Origin of the sequence: Dyella tabacisoli, assembly GCF_003350925.1 — a bacterium.
GTDB classification, from domain to species: Bacteria; Pseudomonadota; Gammaproteobacteria; order Xanthomonadales; family Rhodanobacteraceae; genus Dyella_C; species Dyella_C tabacisoli.
This window is the reverse complement of record NZ_KZ857175.1, coordinates 149,447-168,611: the sequence shown is the minus strand read 5'-3', so window position 1 is coordinate 168,611 and position 19,165 is coordinate 149,447. Positions and strand designations below refer to the sequence as shown.

Sequence of the window (19,165 nt, the reverse complement as noted above, 5' to 3'; positions counted from 1 at the left end):
CGTGATAAGCCCAACTATCTATCGGCCATGGATCGCCGGGCCCGCCCTGATGGCGCTCGCCCTGCTGCCCACATTCGCCAACGCCTGCTCCACCTGCGGCTGCTCGCTTAATTCGGACTGGTCCAGCCAGGGTTATGCCACCAGCACAGGCCTGCATCTGAGTCTGCGCGAGGATTACTTCGACCAGTCCCAATTGATCCGCGGCACCAGCACGGTCAGCCGCTCCGCGTTTCAGTACCCGACCGACAGCGAAGTGCAGCGCAAAACGCTTAACCGCAACACCTTGCTCGGCGCGGACTACAACTTTTCGCGTTACTGGGGCCTGTCGCTGCAATTGCCGTATACCAACCGCCATCACGAAACCATCGCCGGCGGCGATACGGACGTCTCGACGTCTAATGCGCATGGCATCGGCGACTTGCGCGTACTCGCACGCTACCAAGGCTTGAGTGACGATGCCGGCATCGGCTTGCAGTTCGGGTTGAAACTGCCCAGCGGTCGCTTCAAACAAGATTTCGACGCCGGCCCGCAGGCAGGCCAACTGCTGGATCGCGGCCTGCAGCTAGGCACCGGTACCACCGATGCCTTAGTCGGCATCTACAAGTTCGGTTACCTCAGCCCATCCGTCGGCTACTTCGGACAGGCCATGGCACAGATCGCGTTGGATGCCCGCGACCATTTCAGGCCCGGCAATTCACTCAATATCAATTTTGGCCTGCGTTATCTCGATGCCGGGCGCTTCACGCCGCAACTGCAACTGAACCTGCACAGCGAGCAACGCGAAAGCGGCAATCTGGCCGACCGCCCCAACAGCGGCGCCACGCTGGCCTATCTCAGTCCGGGTATCGGCGTAAAAATCACCAAGCGCCTGGATGCCTTCGCCTTCGTTCAACTGCCGGTTTATCAGCGGGTCAATGGCCTGCAGCTAGAGCCGCGCCGCCTATGGTCGGTCGGCGCGCAGTATCGGCTCTAAGAGCCTGTCAAAGGCAGGTACTGCGCTCAATCGGCGACGTCGGCAATCAACCGATCCAACTCGGCCTTCAGCATGGCGCCGTTCTGACGCAGCCAATCGCGTTGCTCGCGCCAATGCGGAAAGATCGTTTCGACTTGGGCCCAGAAGCGCGGCGAGTGGCTACGCACCTTGAGATGGCAAAGCTCGTGTGCCAGCACGTAGCGCAAGGCGGCTGGCGGCGCCAGCGCCAGCGCCAGATCGAGGTTGATGCGATCGCGTGTATCCAGGCTGCCCCATAGGCTTTTCAGCGGGCGAATCCGCAGTGCCGTAGGCGCCAACCCTAGCTGTGGCACGTAGGCTGCCAACCAGCGCGACACGTCACGTCGAATTTGCGACTCAAAATACGAAGCAAGCAAGCCGCGCGCTACCGGGAGCGCGCGCGTATGCGGCCGGGGTATCACCAAGGTCAGGCCATCGTCGTGGGGCTCGACGCGTGGATACGGGCCCTCGGCCCAATCGAGCATGCGCACCTCGCCGCGCAAAGGGAATTCAGCGGGATGCCCCACACGCAGGGGCGGCAACGGTTTGACGATGAGATTGAGCTCATCGAGCTTTTTCTCCAGCCAGTCCGCATGGCTGCGTAGAAACGCACTGACCTGAGCCGGGTGGGTGCCGTGAGGGTAGGACACCCGCGCGCCCTTGGGAGTCACCGTGAGACGCAAGCGGCGCGCTCGTGGATGGGAGGCTTTTTGCACGCGTATCGTGCTGCCGCCCGTCGTCGACAATTCCAGCCAATCGCCTTCCAAATGCTGCGTCATGGTTCTGCCCGCTTACGAGCTTGTCTACGATCCCTTCCGTCACACCGGGATCGTAGACAGGTTCTTAGTCGTGGGCCGTGCCGGCCCGCCGCGAAAGTCCATCATGCCCGACGACGGCATCGAGTAGCTAAAGCCTGATGTCGTCGTTTACTGCCAAGCGGGGTTATTCAGCCAGCCTGTTCAGCGAAAAGCTTGAGGTGCCACTGCGATATGGGGAAGCATGCCCGGATCGCAAGACTGTTGGGTTACCGTGGCCGGTACTGTGGACGGGTTATCGCGGCCGGGGTCAACTGTCGGCCGGGCGCGGCAGGCCAAACCACTCCTCCAGCTTGCCCAGCAGCCGCTCCAGCTCCAGGGTAAGCAGGGCAAAGCTAGCGTCCATCTCGGCTGCCGCGTCTTGCTGGCTATCGCCCAGCTCGTCCATGACCACGTCGAGAAACTTCAGCTTGCGCAGGATCAAATCCTCGCCCAGCACGAAACTCATCCGCTCATCGAAGATGAGACCAAGCTGAAACACCTGTTTGCCGTTACGCAGATGTTCTTTGACCTCCTCACTGTCCAGATCTTGCCGGCGGCAGCGGGCGATCGCGCCGGTGGCCGTGGCGGGGTCCTTCAGCTCGCACTCGTCGCCGAAAGTCAGGCCGGCAGGCAGATTGTTATTGGCCAGCCAATCGGTCATCAGCACGCGTGGGCCTTCCTCGGGCGCAAGCGGCACGGCCGGAAAACTGCCCAATGCCTCGCGTATCTGGGTCAGCGCGTTCTCGGCCGATTTGCGACTGGAGGTATCGAGCACCAGCCAGCCGTGCTTTTTATCGACATAGGCCGACATGCGCGAGGTGCGCACAAAGGCGCGCGGCAGCAGCTCGGTGAGCAAATCCTCTTTGATTCGCTTGCGCTCGCGGCCACCGACCTTGCGGCCTTCCTCGTCGGCGATCTTCTGCACTTTGCGATATAGCTCGTCGTTGATAACGGCCGCCGGCAACAGCTTGTCCTCGCTGCCCACAGTCACCAGCGTGCAGGCCTTGACCGCATGGGTTAGTGCGGCCTCTTCGCCGCGCCCCACCGGCGGTACAAAGCCCTTGGTACCCATTTCCAACGGGCCGCAGGGCCGCAGACGGTGTTCGGCCAGGGCCTCATCGAGGCGGTTGAGATCATCGGCGACAGCGGGGGAAAAACGAAACAACGTGAGATTGCGAAAAAACATAGGTCGATCGTATCCGGGTCAACAGCGGTGTACGGCCACTCAGGCGAGCGCGCCAAAACGAACATCATACCGGATGCGCTCCGCCCCCCTCGTCGCCAGGTCATCGGGCCAGCCCCCAACTCAATGCGCAGCAGCGAGCCTCATCCGTGGACCACATCGCTGAATCCACAAGTGCCATTGGCGGCGGAATTTTTCCTATAAAAAAATATTTTGGACATCTATACATCCAAATAAATTTTCTATATAAAAGACCCGCATGCCGCATTGCAGCACTCGCTGCTATCGGAGCGGCGGCATGCCTCTTCCGAGTATTACCGGCCGCTAAATCGCTGCCGGGCGGATTCGGCCGCCCAGGAAACGTGTCACCGAAACAAAAACAAACCTGTGCCAGCATGCGCGGTTCCACATGGCCATGGGGCCGGCTGGCCGTGCGCGGCAATCGACTTGGGGGCATAAATCGCTATGAAGAACGGCAAGCCATTGAGCAAGCGCATGTTGACCTGGGCCATCGGCCTTGGTTTGAGTTGCAGCGTGCTGGCGCAGTCCACTACCGGCAGCATCTTTGGCCAGGCGCCCTCCGAATCCGGCGATAGCGTACTAATCAAAAGCAGTAGTGGCCTTACCCGCGAAATCGCCGTCGACAATCGCGGCCGCTATGCGGCAACCCAGCTTCCTCTTGGCAGCTATACGGTCACCCTGCAGCACAACGGCCAGACGGTGGAAACACGCGAGAACATCGCCATCAAGGTGGGCGCAGGCACCGAGGTGTCGTTTACCGTGGACAAGGCGAAAAATCTCAGCGGGATAAATGTCACCGCCAACGCGCTGCCGGCCATCGACGTATCCAGCGTGGACTCGCGCACCGTGATAACCGCCGATCAGCTAGCCAAAATTCCACTCGGCCGCAGCTCCGAAGCCATCGCCCTGCTCGCGCCCGGCGTGGTCAACAACGGCGGCAGCTTCACCGGCCCCACCGGCAATTCGCTGGTCAGTTTTGGCGGTTCGGCGGCGAACGAAAACGCTTATTACATCAATGGCTTCAACACCACCGACCCATTACGCGGTTTCGGCGGCCTGTCGGTGCCCTACGGCGCGATCGACCAGCAAGAGGTCTATACCGGCGGCTATAGCGCCCAATACGGCCGCTCCGACGGCGGCGTCATCAACGTGGTCGGCAAGCGCGGCACCAACGACTGGCACTTCGGCGCGCAACTGCTATGGGAGCCTTCGTTCGCCCGCGCCAGCACACGCGACCGCTATTACGCCAACGGCCTGCCCGCCACCCCCAAGGCCGGCAATCTCTACTCGCCGGACAGCGAGAACAAATCCTGGGCCACCACCGTCAGCGCCTATGCCGGCGGCCCGCTCATCAAAGACAAATTATTCTTTTTCCTGGCCGGCGAATATGAGCGCCAGCAAGGCAACCAGGTCAACCCGGTCAGTGGCTACGCCAGTACCAAGCCTTATGTGGACTACCGCAACAGTGATCCTCGCTGGTACGGCAAGCTGGACTGGAACATCACCGACAGCCACATCCTTGAACTCACCGGCGCTTCGGACAAACAAAAAACCTCCGGCTCGGTCTACCGCTACGACTTCATCAACCGCAAGCGCGGCAGCTTCATCAACTACAACGACAACACCAAGACCGGTGGCGACATCTATACGGCCAAATACACCGGCTATCTCACCGACAACCTGACCGTGACCGCGCTATACGGCCAGCTCAAGACCACCAACTACGACGTACCCGGCGGCTACAACAGCAGCCTTACTTATATCGATGGCCTGACCAACCAGAACCCGGCCTTGAATCGCGGCATCGCACGGGGCAACGGCCAGACCGTGCTGTCGCTGTTCAATCCTGGCCGTGGCAACAAGACCACCAATACGCGCATCGATATCAGCTACAAGCTGGGCGAGCATACGCTTAGCGCAGGCATCGATAACCAGGGCTCGCGAGCGATCAAGCAGGGGTCCGCCACGTCGGGGCCGGCGTATTCGTGGAGTTACGGTCAGGGCGATCCGAACACGCCGATCTCCACCGGCCTGGGCGTTCCGGCAACCATCGGCTTTCCCAACGGCGCGGGCGGCTATTACGTCATCAGAGACGTCGCCAGCAGCCTGGCTACCGTGCGCTCCAGTCAGCGCGCGCAATACATCGAAGACAAATGGCAGCTCAATGATCGCTGGCTGCTCTCGCTAGGCCTGCGCAACGATCAGTTCAAGAACTTCAACAGCCATAGCGAGGCCTTCATCACCCAGCACAAGCCGCAATGGGCACCGCGCCTGGGCGCCGGCTGGGACGTCTATGGCGATTCGAGCTTCAAGATCTACGCCAACGCGGGCCGCTATTATCTGGGCCTGCCGCTCAACCCCGCGCTCAACGCCGCCGGCGGCGCACTGAGCACCTCGCAGTACTTCACCTATAGCGGCATCGCCGCGGACGGCACCCCGACCGGTCTCACCGCCCTCTCGGCACCTGTCTCGGCGAACAATTATTTCGGCCAACTGCCCGATCCAAAAACCGTCGCCGCGCAGCATCTGAAGTCCGAATACCAAGACGAATTCATCGTGGGCTTCAGCAAAACCCTCGACACGAATTGGGTCTATGGCGCCAAACTGACCCAGCGCATTCTGCGTAATGCGATCGACGACTACTGCGATATCGACCGCGTGCTGGCCAAGGCCGGATCACTCGGCTATCAGGTCACGACCCACAGCAATCCAGTCAGTTGCTGGCTGATTAATCCGGGCCGGGCCAATACCTTCACCCTGGTCGATACCTCCGGCCATCACGTCAGCGTGCCGCTCACCCATACCGAGTTCGGCTTTCAACAACTGAAACGCCGCTACTACGGACTGGAGAGCTTTCTCGAACACCCCTTCGACGGCCATTGGTACGGCAAGCTCACGTACGTGTTCTCACGCAGCTACGGCAACACCGAAGGCCAGGTCCGCTCGGATCTTTACAGCGAATCGCGCGGCACCGGCCAGACCGCCGCCTCCACCACGGAAGACTGGGACAACGCCTATGTCATGGAGTACACCAATGGCGTGCAGAACAACGATCACAAACATCAGATCAAGCTCTTCGGCTACTACCAGATCGCGCCGGAATGGCTGGTCTCCGGCAATCTGAGTGTGATCTCCGGCGCACCCAAAGCCTGCCTCGGCTATTACGGCGCCAGCCATGCCGACCCTGCCGGCTACGGCAACACCTATCACTACTGCAACGGCCAACCCTCGCCACCGGGCAGCCATGGCAGCCTGCCGTGGATTCATCAGCTCGATCTTGGCGTCACCTATCGCCCCGCCTTTGCAGCGAGCCGGCTGGCCTTTAGCGCCAATGTCTTCAACCTGCTCAACGAGCAACGGGTGACCGGCATTTTCCCCAACGCCGAATCGTCACCCAACAAAGCCAACCCCTTGTACGGAACGCCGACCTCGCGCCAGTTGCCGCGCTACGCCCGACTCAGCGTGAGCTACGACTACTGAGCTTGCTGCCCCCTCCCCTTGCAGGGGGTGGAGGAGAAAACATCAGAGCCTGCTGACCGCGCCCACCGCCGCCACCACCGTTTCCAGGTTGCCGCGGTTAAGCGCGGCCACACAGATACGGCCGGTGCCGATCGCATAGATCGCGTATTCCTCACGCAGGCGATCCACCTGGGCCTTGCTCAAGCCCGAGTAAGAGAACATGCCGGCCTGACGCTGGATAAAGTCGAACTGCGGTGCGCCGTTGGCGGCCAGTTTTTCCACCATGCCGGCGCGCATCGCGTGAATGCGCTCGCGCATCTCGCCCAGCTCGGCCTCCCACATCGCACGCAGCTCGACACTGTTGAGTACGCCGGCGACCAAGGCGGCACCATGTGTGGACGGGCTGGAGTAGTTGGAGCGAATCGTGCGCTTCACCAGCGACTGCACGCGCAGCGTCTCTTCGCGATTGGCGCCGACGATAGACAACGCACCCACGCGTTCGCCGTATAGCGAGAACGATTTGGAATACGAATTGGCGACCACGAACGATTCGATCCCCGATTCGGCAAACAGGCGCACCGCCACCGCATCGGCATCGATGCCCTTGTCGAAACCCTGATACGCCATGTCGATAAAAGGCAGCAGCCCGCGGTCTTTCACCAGCGCCACGACCTGCTTCCACTGCTCTACGGTGAGATCGACACCGGTCGGGTTATGGCAGCAGGCGTGCAGCAACACCACGGTACCCGGCTCAAGCTTGCCGAGATCGGCCTGCATGCCGGCGAAATCCAGCCCATGCGTGGACGGATCGTAATAAGCGTAATCGACCACCTCGAACCCGGCCGCCGTAAACACCACGCGGTGGTTTTCCCAGCTCGGGCTGCTGATGGCGACCTTGGCCTCGGGCAGGGCTTTCCTCAATAAATCGGCACCCACGCGCAAAGCACCGCTGCCACCTACCGTTTGCGACGTCGCCACACGCCCCGCCGCCAACAACGGCGACTCGGCACCAAACACCAGCCGCTGAGTGGCCTGGTCGTAGGCCGGCATGCCGTCGATCGGCAAGTAGCCGCGCGACTTCGCTTCCAGTGCCAGCGCCTGCTCCACTTCACGCACCGCGCGCATCAACGGAATACGGCCCTGTTCGTCGTAGTAAATGCCTACGCCGAGATTGACCTTGCCCGCACGGGTATCGGCCAGATAAGCCTCGGTAAGTCCCAGGATCGGATCGCCCGGGGTCATTTCAACGGATGCAAAAAGAGACACGGCGTTATTCCCTGGATTAAAGAGTGGGGTGGAAAGATAAAAGCGGCTTATGGCTCGTCGGGTGCGCCGGCCAGCCAGCCATGCACATCGACGGGTACGGCATCTTCGCGCGCGCCGAGCGCAACGAAGTCGAACAACTTGCGATCGGCCAATTGCGATGGCGACACCGAACCAAGCGCGCGAAAAATATTTTCGCTACGCCCCGGCTGCTGTTTTTCCCAATCGTCCAGCATGCGCTTGACGGCCTTGCGCTGCAGGTTCTCCTGCGAGCCGCACAGATTGCACGGGATGATCGGAAAAGCACGTTGCGTCGCGTATTCGGCGATATCGCTTTCTTTGCAATAAGCCAAGGGACGGATCACCACATGGCGACCATCGTCCGAGCGCAGTTTCGGCGGCATCGCCTTTAACTGCGCCTGATAAAACAGGTTGAGAAAAAACGTGCCCAGAATATCGTCGCGGTGATGGCCAAGCGCTATCTTGGTCACCCCGTTCGCCGCCGCCCACTGATACAGCGCGCCACGGCGCAGGCGCGAACATAGGCTGCACATGGTTTTGCCGGCGGGAATCACCCGTGTCACCGTGCTGTAAGTGTCTTGCTCGATGATGTGAAACGGCACCCCGCGCTCAGTTAAATACTGCGGCAACACGTGCTCGGGGAAATCCGGCTGCTTCTGATCCAGATTCACCGCAATCAGCTCAAAACGTACCGGCGCCTTCGCCTGCAATGACAGCAACATGTCGAGCAAGGTGTAGGAGTCCTTGCCGCCGGACAGGCACACCATCACCTTGTCGCCGTTTTCGATCATGTTGAAATCGGCAATCGCCTGGCCGACCTGATGGCGCAGGCGCTTGGCGAGCTTGCCAGCCTCGTAGACTTGTTTGCGATGGGGTTCGATCTGGGCGGACATGCAGCGGCATCGGGCGAACGGGCGCCCATTGTAGCCGCCTGTCCGGGCCGCGGCTGGCGGCGTTACACTGATGCTCTTTCGCCCGCCTCCGCCGCCCCCAGCAGGCCACCCCATGCAGGTTCAGGATCCCATCGAAATTGCTCACATACTGACCGAGTTACGCATCGAACACCGCGACCTGGACCTGGCCATCGAGCGCCTGGTCGAGACCATCGGCATCGACGAACTGGCACTGAGCCGGCTTAAAAAACGCAAGCTGCTGCTGAAAGACACCATCGCACGACTCGAAAGCAAGCTGATCCCCGACCTCGACGCCTAAGAGCCTCTTCAATGCCGCTTACCCCGACTCGCCTGGAAGACGACCACGTCATCCTTGAACCCCTGCGCCCGGAACACGCCCCAGCACTGGAAGCCGCCGCCGCCGACGGCGAACTATGGAAACTATGGTTCACCAGCGCGCCGCCCCCCGGCCAGGCTGCCAGCTATATCGCCAAAGCACTGCAAAGCCAGGCCGACGGCCAGCATCTGCCGTTCGCCGTGCGCGAGAAATCCACCAACGAGATCGTCGGCAGCACCCGCTACTACGACTTCGCCGCCGAGCTGCCGCGCATCGCCATCGGCTACACCTGGTACGCCAAGCGCTGGCAGCGCAGCCATCTCAACAGCGCCTGCAAGCGCCTGCTGCTCAAGCATGCCTTTGAAGCACTGGACTGCGTTGCGGTGGAGTTTCACACCGACCACCGCAACCTCGATTCGCAACGCGCCATCGAGCGCCTGGGCGCCTGCAAGGACGGTATCCTGCGCGCCCACAAACGCCGCCCTGACGGCACCCTGCGGGACACCGTCTGTTACAGCATCCTTGCCGGCGAATGGCCGGATGTGAATCGTTGGCTAGGTATGCGGCTGGAGCGGCTGACAAAGGCCCTACCCCTCCCCAACCCTCCCCTACAAGCAGGGGAGGGAGCCGACTGAGGCGAGCTTTTAGCTCCTCCCCCTACTTGTAGGGGGAGGCTGGGAGGGGGGCACACGCCCGCATCACGCCACACTACAAGCGCAAACTCACTAGCCCCACCACCACACCTTCCCGCATGCCCCGCCCACACCGCCTCCCATCCTTGATTCAGCGCCACGCCGGATGGCGCCACCTACGACAAGGCGTTCTTGCCGCAACCAGCCTATGGCTGCTCGGCGCATGCATCATTGCCGCGACCGGCATTGCCACCCGGCCACAACCGGCCGAGCTGGCGCTGGTCCTGGGCAACACCGTCGATCGCGTCAATCGCCCGCTGCCGCGACTCGAAGCACGGTTACAGGCTGCCCAGGCGTTATACCAACGCGGCGGATGCGGCACCGTCATGGTCAGCGGAGGTGTCGATTCGAGCGACGGCCGCGACGAAGCCATCGGTATGCGCGACTGGCTGGTGGCGCATGGCGTGCCGGCGCAGCACATCGTCGTCGATTCATCAGGCGACAACACCCGCGCATCGGCCCTGCACGCGCAAGCCTGGCTGGCCGCGCACGGCCAGCACCGCGTGGTCGTGGTATCGCAATATTTTCATCTGCCGCGCGCGCGTCTTGCGCTGCGTCAGGCCGGCGCCGAAGACGCCGGTGGCGATTACCCCCGGCGCTGGTTCATACGAGATGTCTATTCGAGCCTGCGCGAAGTGCCTGGCTACCTGGCGTACTGGGTCGGCTGGAGCTAGGGGCACTTATTTGCGCGGCCGCACTTCTATCGTGGCCGTCATACCTGCCGCCAACACCGTATCAGGCGGCAATGACGATGTATCGATCGCAATGCGCACCGGCACGCGCTGCGCCAGACGCACCCAGTTAAACGTAGGATTCACATCGGCCAGCAGATCGCTGCCGGTGGGATTGTCGCGATCGGTGATACCGCGTGCGACACCTGTGATGCTGCCTTTCAAATACACGCCGCCGCTCATCAGGCGAATTTGCACCGGATCACCGACATGCAGATGCGGCAATTTGGTTTCCTCGAAATAGCCGTAGATGTAATAGCTATGGCTATCGATAAGCGCCAGCCGTGGGCTGCCGGTGGCCGCGTAGTCGCCGGCGCGGATGTCGAGGTTGGTGACATAGCCGTCCACCGGCGCACGTATCTCGGTGCGCTCAAGATCGAGCTTGGCGCGATCAAGCGCTACTTGCGCCTGCTCCACCGCGGCCTGGGCCTGTTCGCGCGCGGCGCCGGCCTGATTGCCGCTGGCCTGGGCCTGCTGCCAGGTGGCCCGAGCTGAATTGGCGGTGGAAACCGCGTCCGTGCGGGCCTCCTGCGCAATCACGTCGCCCAGGCGCTGACGGCGCAGCGACTGCTCGGCGCGCATGTCGTACTCCGCCTTGCGCGCCGCCGCACTGGCTAGCGCCGCATTGATATTGGCGCCGGCGGCGCGCGCACTTGCCTCACTGGCGGCGAGATTGGCCTCGGCCTGCGCCACGGCATTGCGGAAGCGCTCGGGGTCGATCGAAAACAGCAGGTCGCCTTTGCGCACCAACTGGTTATCGATCACCGCCACGCGAGTCACCAGGCCGGCGACATCCGGCGCTATACGCACGACTTCGGCGCGCACCCGGCCGTCGCGGGTCCATGGCGCATACATGTAGTGTCGCCATAACGCATGCCCGAGCAGAGCAGCGATCACGACAACCGCGGCGGTAATCAAAAAGCGCAATACAGATTGGATTTTCATGTCATGGACTTCAGCGCAAGAGCCACAGTCCGGCGACACCGAACATGCAGGCGAATAAAGCGAGACGGAACAGCGACGGATGCCATACGTAGCGATACAAACCAAAACGGCCGACCACCGCATCCACCGCCCATAGCAACGCCAGGCAACCTAGAAAAACCAGCAGCAGGCCAGGCACCAGCGCGTCGAAGAGCGCGATCTCGTGTGGAATGATTTCATGTGGCATGAACAGGCTCCACCGCTGGGGTGATGTATACGGCCAAAGCCGACTCGTCGTCGCGCAGCGCACTGCGCAGCAAATGCAGTTGCAGCAGCACGGGCCGGCAACTGGCATGCGAGCTGTCTTGCACCGTCGCCACGATAGCCTGCTCCACGGCTTGCTCGGCCCGCAGCCAGCGCGCGGCATCGGGCGCGTCATATAGCTGCGCCATCGCCGCCACGGCAGCTTGCACCTCCCGGTGCACGGACGGTGGCAGCTCGCTATGCAGTAAATCCTGGCGCAACTCGATCACTGCACGACCGCACTCGTGCACCGACAGCGCCCAGGCCAGCAGACTGCGCGACTCATCGCTACCCGGCCGGGTGTGTGCCACCACTTGCTGAAACAAATCGCGATTGATGCTCTCGAACCGATACAGCAAACCTTCCAACGGATCGGTAGCCGCCAGCACCACTTGCCGACGCAACTGCTGCAATTGACGACGACGCTGCCAACCGGTGCCGGTCACCGCCGGCACAAACACAAAAGCCACGCCCGTCATGCCCAGACCCACGAGCTGCGAGATCGCATCGTTAAAGAAATGCTCCGGGTCATAGACCATCGGATTCTTCAGCGCCAGGATGTAAACAAAACCCAGCGTGTAACCCACACCCACGCCAGGCAACGTATTGCGGGTTATCAGGTACGGGCCGATCAACAGCAATGGCATGCTGGCCGCGATCAACATCACAAAGCCATCGCTGCCCGGCAGCAAGAAAAACGTCGTCACGAAGGCGGCCAGGATACCCAGCGCATAACCGCACCAGGTTTTCACCGTGGCCGTCACCGGATGGGCCGCGGCGGCATAGAGTCCACTGAAAATCGTCGCCAGCAACATCGCGCCGGCACCGAACGACCAGCCGCTCAAGATCCACAGCGTACTCAACGTCGTCATGGTGAGAAAGGTACGCAGCACCGCAATCGCGGTGCCCGCGTAGTCATTGCCACGGCGAAAATGCACGCGCTCCACGCTGCCACGCACACGCTGACCACGCAACGAGGCTTCCAGCGAGGTAAAATCACGCAATTCGGCGGCAAAACGGCGCAGCAAGGTCGTACCCGTATCGAACTCAAGCCACGCGGCCGCATCGGGCAATGTGGCGCGTAGTTGCTCGGCCAGCAGCGGCAGTTCGACCTCGCAGGCTTCCAGGCGAGCGGTCAGCACCTCGGGCTGATGGCGCCAATGCATCTCGGGCGACAACGCCGCGCCAATAGGCGCATACAACGCAATCAAGGCATCGGCCACGGTGTGGCGGCCGCTACGCTGCAAGCGGTTAATCAGATGATGCACCGACTGAAAGCTCGTCGATGCCGCCATATGCCGCTGATTCAGCAGACGCATACGGCTACTGCGCGCACGCGCTTCGGGATCTTCGAAAATCACCGACGCGCGCAAATCCTCCAGCTCCACCGCCGCGCGAACAAAGCGCAAATGCGCCTGCTCCATATCGCGACGCGCCATGCTGCCGCCGGTGCTGTCACGCGCAAAGTCGATAAAGTGCGCGAAATGCTCTCGCAAACGGCGCCGCAACACCTCGCGCAGACGACCGGGCAACACCACGTCACTAACCACCCCTGCCACCACGATACCGAGCATCACCTCGCTGACGCGCATCACCGCCGAGTCAAACACATTCAAGGGATTGCCGATCGTCGGCAAGGCGACAATGGCCGCGGTGTAACCGGCCAGCACAAAGCCGTAAGACATAAAATTGCGGTACAGCGTGGCGCCACCGGCGCACAAGGCCACCCATAGCGACAGGCTGAATAGAAACAACTCGCGCTGCTGCGGAAACACACTCATCAGCGCCAGCCCAAACAGGCTGCCGCAAAGTGTGCCAATCGCGCGATAAAAACTCTTTGCCAAGACCATGCCGCTATGCGGATGCATGACCAGCGTCACCGTAATCATCGCGGTTGCCGGCTGCTCCAACTGCAGCCACATCGCCAGCCACGCGGCGACATACATCGCCAGCAATGACTTGCCCACGAACACCCACGCCTCGCGTTCGCCCGCCAGAAACTCGGCCAGCCAGGGCCAGCGACGCAGCGGCGCAACGGATTCGTTTTTGAGCACCGTAGACACGTTTCAGCCTTGATCGGTCTGGTTATCAAGCTGAGTCAGAAACTTCTTCAACAGCCGTTCCAACTGCACCATTTCACGCGACTGCAAACTGGCCGTCTCCTGTTCAAGCAAGGCGCAAACGTCGGGCAGAAATTTCTCGATCAGCGCCACCCCCTTGGCCGTAAGGGTAAGCGTCACCTTACGCCGATCCTCGGCGTCGGCGGTACGCTCGATCAGCGCCTTATCGCACAGCTCATTGGTAAGCCGGGTGATATTGGCCGACTTCTCCCCCGCCGCATCAGCAAGCTGCGAAGGGTTCAAGGTGAAGCCTTCGGTGCCGTACATCATCATCAAGATGTTGTACTCAGGATGGTTGATACCCCATGGCTTGAGCATCGCATTGGCGTCATCGTGCACACGCTTGTAGATGTGCTTGATAAGCCGCACCAACACCGCCGGCTCACGCGGAAACGCGGGATACAGCCGGCAAGTGATGGCCAGACGCTGCTCAGTGGGAAGAAAACTGTTCATAGCGAAGCCCGGAAAGTGACTCATTTAGTACATTTATGTACTATCGATTTGTGAATCATATGCCGATGCCGGGCAGCACGCAAGCTGCCGAGTGCAAGCAGGCATCTCCGCTCAGTCGCCACAGCATTGATTTAAAAGCGCTGAGTCTTATGTCCGCATAGCTAAGCCATGGACTCCCATATAGAGTGCGGCCACGCATTAGCGTTATCAGTCCGAAGGGGGGACCGAATGTTCCGATGGATATTGGAAATCTGGGCAGGTTCTAGCCCCGTCGAATTTGAAAGCTCATTCGGATTGACCGAATCTGTTCAACGCCTGAAGGCTGCCACGCGTCGCTGGGCACTTTTTAACGTGTCGCAAGAAGCGGCCGCAGGCACCGTGACCCAGTCTCGTGTCTCGCTTCAACGGGTCATCCCCATGGTGGGCAACTCGTTCAAACCATTCTTTACTGGTCGATTCCAGGAGAGCCACGGCAAGATCATTCTAAGCGGGCGTTTCACGCTGCACTGGCTGGTAAAAATTTTTCTGGGCTTCTGGTTCGGCTTTTGTGTGCTATTTACCGCCCTGGCCGCATTTGCCGCCATTCGTTCACAACAAGTCGCCGCCATGCCCCTGGCCGGAATAGTCATGCTCGCGCTCGGCCTGGGTATCGTGCGAATTGGCGGATGGTTTTCTCGTAACGACCCTGCCTGGCTATCCGATGTCATCCGCCATGCTTTAAGCACGCCGATGGTGGCTCCGCCCGTGGGATCGGGCATGGGATCGAACGTGGCTCAGCTTGGCAAACCCTCGACGAGTGGGCCACCCAAGGTCATTTTAGTCGTCACGGCCGTGCTTGCCCTGCTCGGCGTCATGAGCTTCGCTTCCGCAATCACGGGTATCCAATCCTATCAAGGGTCGGCCACGGGATCCGTCGTGACGCACTATGCGAATGATGGACTGCGCTATGGCGTTGCAGCCTATGGCCTCCTGATGCTGGCATTGTCCTATGGCATCTACCGAAGGCGATTGCTCGCCTGGCGCATGGGCTTCGCCATCCTGATTGTTGGCGTGGCCATCCAGGCGCTCACTCTGGCAACCAGCAATGATCTCGGCCAAGCGCGTGCGTCAGCCCTTTTCTTCTGCGTCGCGTCCGCCTTTTTCACGATAATCTGGGGACGCTGGTGGTACGCACAGCGCATCCATTTTCATGATTGATCGAGAATGTAGTATGCGACGGGCTCGCCGTTCCCGATCCGTCACGTCGCAACGTCCACTTTCATCCGAAGCGCACATTCGATGACGATGCGGCAGTCGTAGGTTGGGGTGAGCGCAAGCGAACCCCAACATGTGCTACCAACATCCGCCACGTTGGGTATCACTTCGTTCAACCCAACCTACTTGCTATACAGCAAGTTCCGATAGCGCCATGCCGGACTTACATCTGCGCGAATATTTCGTCCGCGTGAAGTAGATTTCCACAGACTGAAGTATCCAGCACGGGCCAATCAGCGATTGAAACAGGAATCGCTAGGCCGTGGGAGAAGGGCGGCGTCTGGCCTGCAGGCAGCAGAATAGATAAAGCGAGCCCAGGGCGGCTCCGCGCCAGGGACCCGCAAAACCGCCAGCGTCCATCGCATCACGATGGCCGGCTGCCGGTGCACTGATTCGTTGGTCGGTTGATCCGCTGGGTGGCTGTGCCAGATGCAGGACGGATGTCGTGAACAGCAAGCCTGTCGCGATCAAGCCGACGTGTCGTATTCGATCGTTCATGGGATAACCCGAAGCGATGGATTTTTCATGGAGGAACTCTTCGACCGTACTGCCTGAAGTGCGCTATCGAAAGGCTCGCGTCGCCGTATAAACCCCGTAAAAACTTATCGGGTCGAGCTGGCGAAATCATTACCGCGCAAGACTTCGTATGGTTCAGAAGGTTTGCAGCCGGGGCCGTTCAGCACAAGGTAGCTGCCCGCTCACCAAGCGTGGCGGCCTCCCGGCTGCAAGCCTTCTGAACATCGGCAAGCCGCACGCCTGCCGCCGATGCAGAATGAATTTTGGCGGCAGCGACATAAAGAATCGAGTAAGCAATCGGGTCGATCGCGTACAAAATTCGTAATTTTTTCGTGGCTTGCTTATGGCGCTTGCGCACCGCTTAACTGGCGAGCAAGCGCATACAACACCCGCAAGTCTTGCGCATCGAGTGTGTCGCCCTCGATGCCGCGAAAGTGGTGATGGAAGGAACGCACCGCCGCGTTGCGGTCGTCCAGCGGATAACCCACCAGCCCCAATGCCATCCATGGATCGAACCCCGGCGGCGGATCGACCAGCGCCCCCTGCGGCCACAGCCCGAAGCCGGCATCAGCCAGTTGATTCCATGGAAACCTGGGGCCGGGGTCGTCTTTGCGGCCGGGGGCGAGATCTTCGTGGCCGATGATTTGCGTGCGAGGAATGCGCCAACGCGCAGTGAGATCGTCAAGCAGGCGTAGCAAGCTGCTGATCTGTGCTGGCGCGAACGGCTCCTGGCCGGTGTTATCCAGCTCGATGCCGAGCGAGGCGGAGTTAACGTCGGTGATGGTGCCCCAACGCCCCACCCCGGCATGCCAGGCGCGCTGCTCATCAGCCACCAATTGGTAAATATCGCCATCGCTGCCAATCAGATAATGCGCGCTAACCGGCCCGCCACTGTTGCCCGTGCGCAGCGTCTCCAGGCTTTTCTGCACCGCATGCTGGTTGGTGAAATGCAGCACGATCAGCACCGGCCGGCGAACATCGACATTAGGCGATGGCACCCAATGCGCCAGCGGATTGCGGGCGGGCACCGGCGCACAGGCGGCAAGCCAGGTCACTGACAGCAGCCATAGCAGACAGCGGCAGGCGCATTGCCCACGGGGGTACCTTGGCGGGGAAGTAGGCAAGGCCATTGCTTGGCAGTGAGGATGCCGCGAACGTGCCGCATCGCCGCGGGTACGTCAAGGATGTATAACCTGCGTGCGGAATCGTTCCATAAGCTGCTGGATGCTTTGGAGGTATGTCATGGCCGTGCATGAGATCAAAGACATTCTGCTGTGGTGTGTCGGCATTAACTACGCAGTTCTACTCATCTGGTTCGGCGTTTTTGTGTTTGCTCACGACCGGATGTACCGCACGCATAACCGCTGGTTCAAGCTCTCGCTCGAAACTTTTGACGCCATTCACTACTCGGGCCTTGCCGTTTACAAGATCGGCATTCTTTTGCTCTACCTGGTGCCGTTGATTGCACTCTGCCTGGCTATGTGAGCTGGCCTACGAGTTCACACCTTGGGCAAGCCGCCGTCACCCGCTTGATGCGCCACCGTGCCGTCATCGAGAAAATCCAGCACGATGCACGATGCCAAACCCATCTGTACCGCCGTTGCCTGTTGTACATGCAGGGCTCGCGCCATCGTCGCGCGATCGACGACGTGTCTTCCCGTACGGCGTTTCATCCTGCCGTAGCGCAGCCGGTTGTAATTGGACCAGGCCAGCGCAAGGGCGGCGCTTATCAGGCTTATCAACACCATGGTCAGCATGTCGTGCGCACCCTGGCCATGCTTGCGTACCACCATCTCCACATAACTGCTGTGTGCGCCGAGGCTCCACGCTATCAGCGTAAGCAACGGCAACCACAGCGAACTCCAAGCCAGCCATGCCAGCAAGGTAATGACGGTAAACAGCCAACGCTGTACCGGCCGCTGACGATGGGGACGTTGGATAACAATCGCTTCAGCTCTCATCGCACACCTCGGTCCGGGCTGACCCATACCGCTCGCGTGCCCTTGCGCTTCAGCAGCGCTTTGGGCAAGGCGACCACGGTGGTGGTCGTACTCAATAGCCAGTACACCAATGGATACCAGATCATCCAGTAGTAGTTGCGACCCATGCGCGTTTCATAACGCCGGTCGATCAAGGTGCTGATACCGAACTGAATCAGGCAGACCAGCCCAAGCACCACACCGTGCCACTGCGGCAGCAAAGTCGGGATAGACAGCCATGCCGGCATCGACAAAAACAGGCCCAGAAACCAGAGCGCGATAATGCCTAGCATCGTATAAGCCCATACCAGGCTGCAGATGTATTCCAGCGCGACCAGCCACTTGCGTCGGGCGCGCCAGTGGAACAGATCGGTGGTGTAGCGCAGGATCACCTCTACCCCACCCTGCGCCCAACGCAGCCGCTGCTTCCACAGGCCGCGCAAGGTCTCCGGCATCAGAATCCAGCACAGCGCATTGGGCTCGTAGCGAATGTCCCAATGGCGCATCTGCAGACGCCAACTAATATCGATGTCCTCGGTGACCATGTCGGTACTCCAGTAGCCGACATCGTGGATCGCGCTCTTGCGAAAGCAGGCGATCACCCCGGACACGGTGAAGATGCGCCCATAGACGCGCTGCGCCCGCTTGATGAGGCCGACGATCGAAGAGAACTCGCCCACCTGCAACTTGCCCAGCAAGGTCGAGCGATTGCGGATGCGCGGGTTGCCGGTGACCGAGCCCACCCGTGGCCCGTCGACCATGTGGCTCATCATCCAATGCGTGGCGTATTCGTCCAGCAACGCATCGCCATCGACGCACACCAGAAACTCGCCGCGCGCCGCCATGGCCGCCATCCGCAGCCCCATGGCCTTGCCCTGATTGCTGCTGAAATGGATCACCCGCAGCCGTGGATACTCAGCCTGCAAGGCTTCAAGCTGGGCGCCGGTGTCGTCGGTGGAGCCGTCGTTGACCGCGATGATTTCAAAATCGGGGTAGCACTGCGCGTCGAGATGCGCGATGGTCTCGCGCACCTGCTCGCCCTCATTGTGACAAGGCACGATCAAGGTCACCAGCGGGTAACTTTCCAGCGGCGGCGGGTTGGTACGAGTGGGCCGTTTGCGCTCCCACTGCAGGTAATAGATAAGGCTGCCGCTCATCCAGGTGAACGACATCACCAAGGGATAGTAAAAGGCGTAGTCCAGCAGCAAGGCGACGATGTTGTGCATGC

At 60.8% G+C, this 19,165-nt stretch carries 19 protein-coding genes; 7 read left to right on the top strand and 12 right to left on the bottom strand.

Annotated elements, in window-relative coordinates:
- Nucleotide 1 precedes the first annotated feature (1 nt).
- Complete coding sequence (locus DVJ77_RS07665; RefSeq protein ID WP_225427890.1) at nucleotides 2–973, top strand: hypothetical protein; 972 nt, start codon at nucleotides 2–4, stop codon at nucleotides 971–973.
- 26 nt (nucleotides 974–999) lie between these two features.
- Here the strand turns inward: DVJ77_RS07665 and DVJ77_RS07660 are convergent, their stop codons facing one another.
- Entirely contained in the window at nucleotides 1,000–1,770 is a 771-nt protein-coding gene (locus DVJ77_RS07660) for a M48 family metallopeptidase (protein ID WP_114844906.1), read from the bottom strand.
- Nucleotides 1,771–2,056: 286 nt separating this feature from the next.
- Entirely contained in the window at nucleotides 2,057–2,974 is a 918-nt protein-coding gene (locus DVJ77_RS07655) for a recombination-associated protein RdgC (protein ID WP_114844905.1), read from the bottom strand.
- Between the two features lie 462 nt (nucleotides 2,975–3,436).
- Here DVJ77_RS07655 and DVJ77_RS07650 point away from each other — a divergent pair, with 462 nt between their 5' ends.
- Nucleotides 3,437–6,472, top strand: a complete 3,036-nt coding sequence (locus DVJ77_RS07650) for an outer membrane beta-barrel protein (RefSeq protein WP_114844904.1) — start codon at nucleotides 3,437–3,439, stop codon at nucleotides 6,470–6,472.
- A gap of 42 nt (nucleotides 6,473–6,514) precedes the next feature.
- Here DVJ77_RS07650 and DVJ77_RS07645 read toward each other — a convergent pair whose 3' ends face one another.
- Nucleotides 6,515–7,717 (bottom strand): amino acid aminotransferase, encoded by a 1,203-nt coding sequence (locus DVJ77_RS07645; protein WP_114844903.1) that lies wholly within the window; start codon nucleotides 7,715–7,717, stop codon nucleotides 6,515–6,517.
- Nucleotides 7,718–7,764: 47 nt separating this feature from the next.
- On the bottom strand, nucleotides 7,765–8,628 hold the full coding sequence (gene ttcA / locus DVJ77_RS07640) for a tRNA 2-thiocytidine(32) synthetase TtcA (protein WP_114844902.1): 864 nt from the start codon (nucleotides 8,626–8,628) through the stop codon (nucleotides 7,765–7,767).
- A 112-nt stretch (nucleotides 8,629–8,740) separates the two neighbouring features.
- Between ttcA and DVJ77_RS07635 the strand changes: the two genes are divergently transcribed.
- From DVJ77_RS07635 to DVJ77_RS07625, 3 genes are all read left to right on the top strand, one after another.
- Complete coding sequence (locus DVJ77_RS07635) at nucleotides 8,741–8,947, top strand: YdcH family protein (protein WP_114844901.1); 207 nt, start codon at nucleotides 8,741–8,743, stop codon at nucleotides 8,945–8,947.
- A gap of 11 nt (nucleotides 8,948–8,958) precedes the next feature.
- Nucleotides 8,959–9,600 carry a GNAT family N-acetyltransferase gene (locus DVJ77_RS07630; RefSeq protein ID WP_114844900.1) on the top strand — a complete coding sequence of 214 codons (642 nt, stop codon included), beginning with the start codon at nucleotides 8,959–8,961 and terminating at the stop codon, nucleotides 9,598–9,600.
- A gap of 143 nt (nucleotides 9,601–9,743) precedes the next feature.
- Nucleotides 9,744–10,331 carry a YdcF family protein gene (locus tag DVJ77_RS07625; RefSeq protein WP_225427889.1) on the top strand — a complete coding sequence of 196 codons (588 nt, stop codon included), beginning with the start codon at nucleotides 9,744–9,746 and terminating at the stop codon, nucleotides 10,329–10,331.
- 6 nt (nucleotides 10,332–10,337) lie between these two features.
- On the opposite strand, the gene DVJ77_RS07620 is transcribed toward DVJ77_RS07625, so the two are convergent.
- The 4 genes from DVJ77_RS07620 to DVJ77_RS07605 are packed head-to-tail and all read right to left on the bottom strand — an operon-like array spanning nucleotide 10,338 to nucleotide 14,188.
- On the bottom strand, nucleotides 10,338–11,333 hold the full coding sequence (locus tag DVJ77_RS07620) for an HlyD family secretion protein (protein ID WP_114844898.1): 996 nt from the start codon (nucleotides 11,331–11,333) through the stop codon (nucleotides 10,338–10,340).
- Between the two features lie 10 nt (nucleotides 11,334–11,343).
- On the bottom strand, nucleotides 11,344–11,559 hold the full coding sequence (locus tag DVJ77_RS07615; protein ID WP_225427888.1) for a DUF1656 domain-containing protein: 216 nt from the start codon (nucleotides 11,557–11,559) through the stop codon (nucleotides 11,344–11,346).
- Nucleotides 11,549–13,678, bottom strand: coding sequence for an FUSC family protein (locus tag DVJ77_RS07610; RefSeq protein WP_225427887.1), 2,130 nt, complete (start codon nucleotides 13,676–13,678; stop codon nucleotides 11,549–11,551). The genes DVJ77_RS07615 and DVJ77_RS07610 overlap by 11 nt, the downstream gene beginning before the upstream one ends.
- Nucleotides 13,679–13,681: 3 nt before the next feature.
- Complete coding sequence (locus tag DVJ77_RS07605) at nucleotides 13,682–14,188, bottom strand: MarR family transcriptional regulator (protein WP_114844897.1); 507 nt, start codon at nucleotides 14,186–14,188, stop codon at nucleotides 13,682–13,684.
- A 228-nt stretch (nucleotides 14,189–14,416) separates the two neighbouring features.
- On the opposite strand from DVJ77_RS07605, the gene DVJ77_RS07600 reads away from it, so the two are divergent.
- Nucleotides 14,417–15,385 (top strand): hypothetical protein, encoded by a 969-nt coding sequence (locus DVJ77_RS07600; RefSeq protein ID WP_114844896.1) that lies wholly within the window; start codon nucleotides 14,417–14,419, stop codon nucleotides 15,383–15,385.
- 733 nt (nucleotides 15,386–16,118) lie between these two features.
- Here DVJ77_RS07600 and DVJ77_RS21080 read toward each other — a convergent pair.
- Together DVJ77_RS21080 and DVJ77_RS07590 are read right to left on the bottom strand one after the other, a co-directional pair.
- Nucleotides 16,119–16,316 (bottom strand): hypothetical protein, encoded by a 198-nt coding sequence (locus tag DVJ77_RS21080; protein ID WP_162791409.1) that lies wholly within the window; start codon nucleotides 16,314–16,316, stop codon nucleotides 16,119–16,121.
- Nucleotides 16,300–17,088, bottom strand: a complete 789-nt coding sequence (locus DVJ77_RS07590) for an N-acetylmuramoyl-L-alanine amidase (protein WP_114844894.1) — start codon at nucleotides 17,086–17,088, stop codon at nucleotides 16,300–16,302. The genes DVJ77_RS21080 and DVJ77_RS07590 overlap by 17 nt, the downstream gene beginning before the upstream one ends.
- Before the next feature lie 112 nt (nucleotides 17,089–17,200).
- On the opposite strand from DVJ77_RS07590, the gene DVJ77_RS07585 reads away from it, so the two are divergent.
- Nucleotides 17,201–17,443, top strand: coding sequence for a DUF6868 family protein (locus DVJ77_RS07585; protein ID WP_114844893.1), 243 nt, complete (start codon nucleotides 17,201–17,203; stop codon nucleotides 17,441–17,443).
- Between the two features lie 14 nt (nucleotides 17,444–17,457).
- Here DVJ77_RS07585 and pgaD read toward each other — a convergent pair whose 3' ends face one another.
- Together pgaD and pgaC are read right to left on the bottom strand one after the other, a co-directional pair.
- The gene (pgaD, locus tag DVJ77_RS07580; protein WP_162791408.1) at nucleotides 17,458–17,919 is read right to left on the bottom strand and encodes a poly-beta-1,6-N-acetyl-D-glucosamine biosynthesis protein PgaD; all 462 of its coding nucleotides are present in this window, start codon (nucleotides 17,917–17,919) and stop codon (nucleotides 17,458–17,460) included.
- Entirely contained in the window at nucleotides 17,916–19,163 is a 1,248-nt protein-coding gene (gene pgaC, locus DVJ77_RS07575) for a poly-beta-1,6-N-acetyl-D-glucosamine synthase (protein ID WP_114844891.1), read from the bottom strand. Before pgaC ends, pgaD begins: the two co-directional genes overlap by 4 nt.
- Nucleotides 19,164–19,165 lie beyond the last annotated feature (2 nt).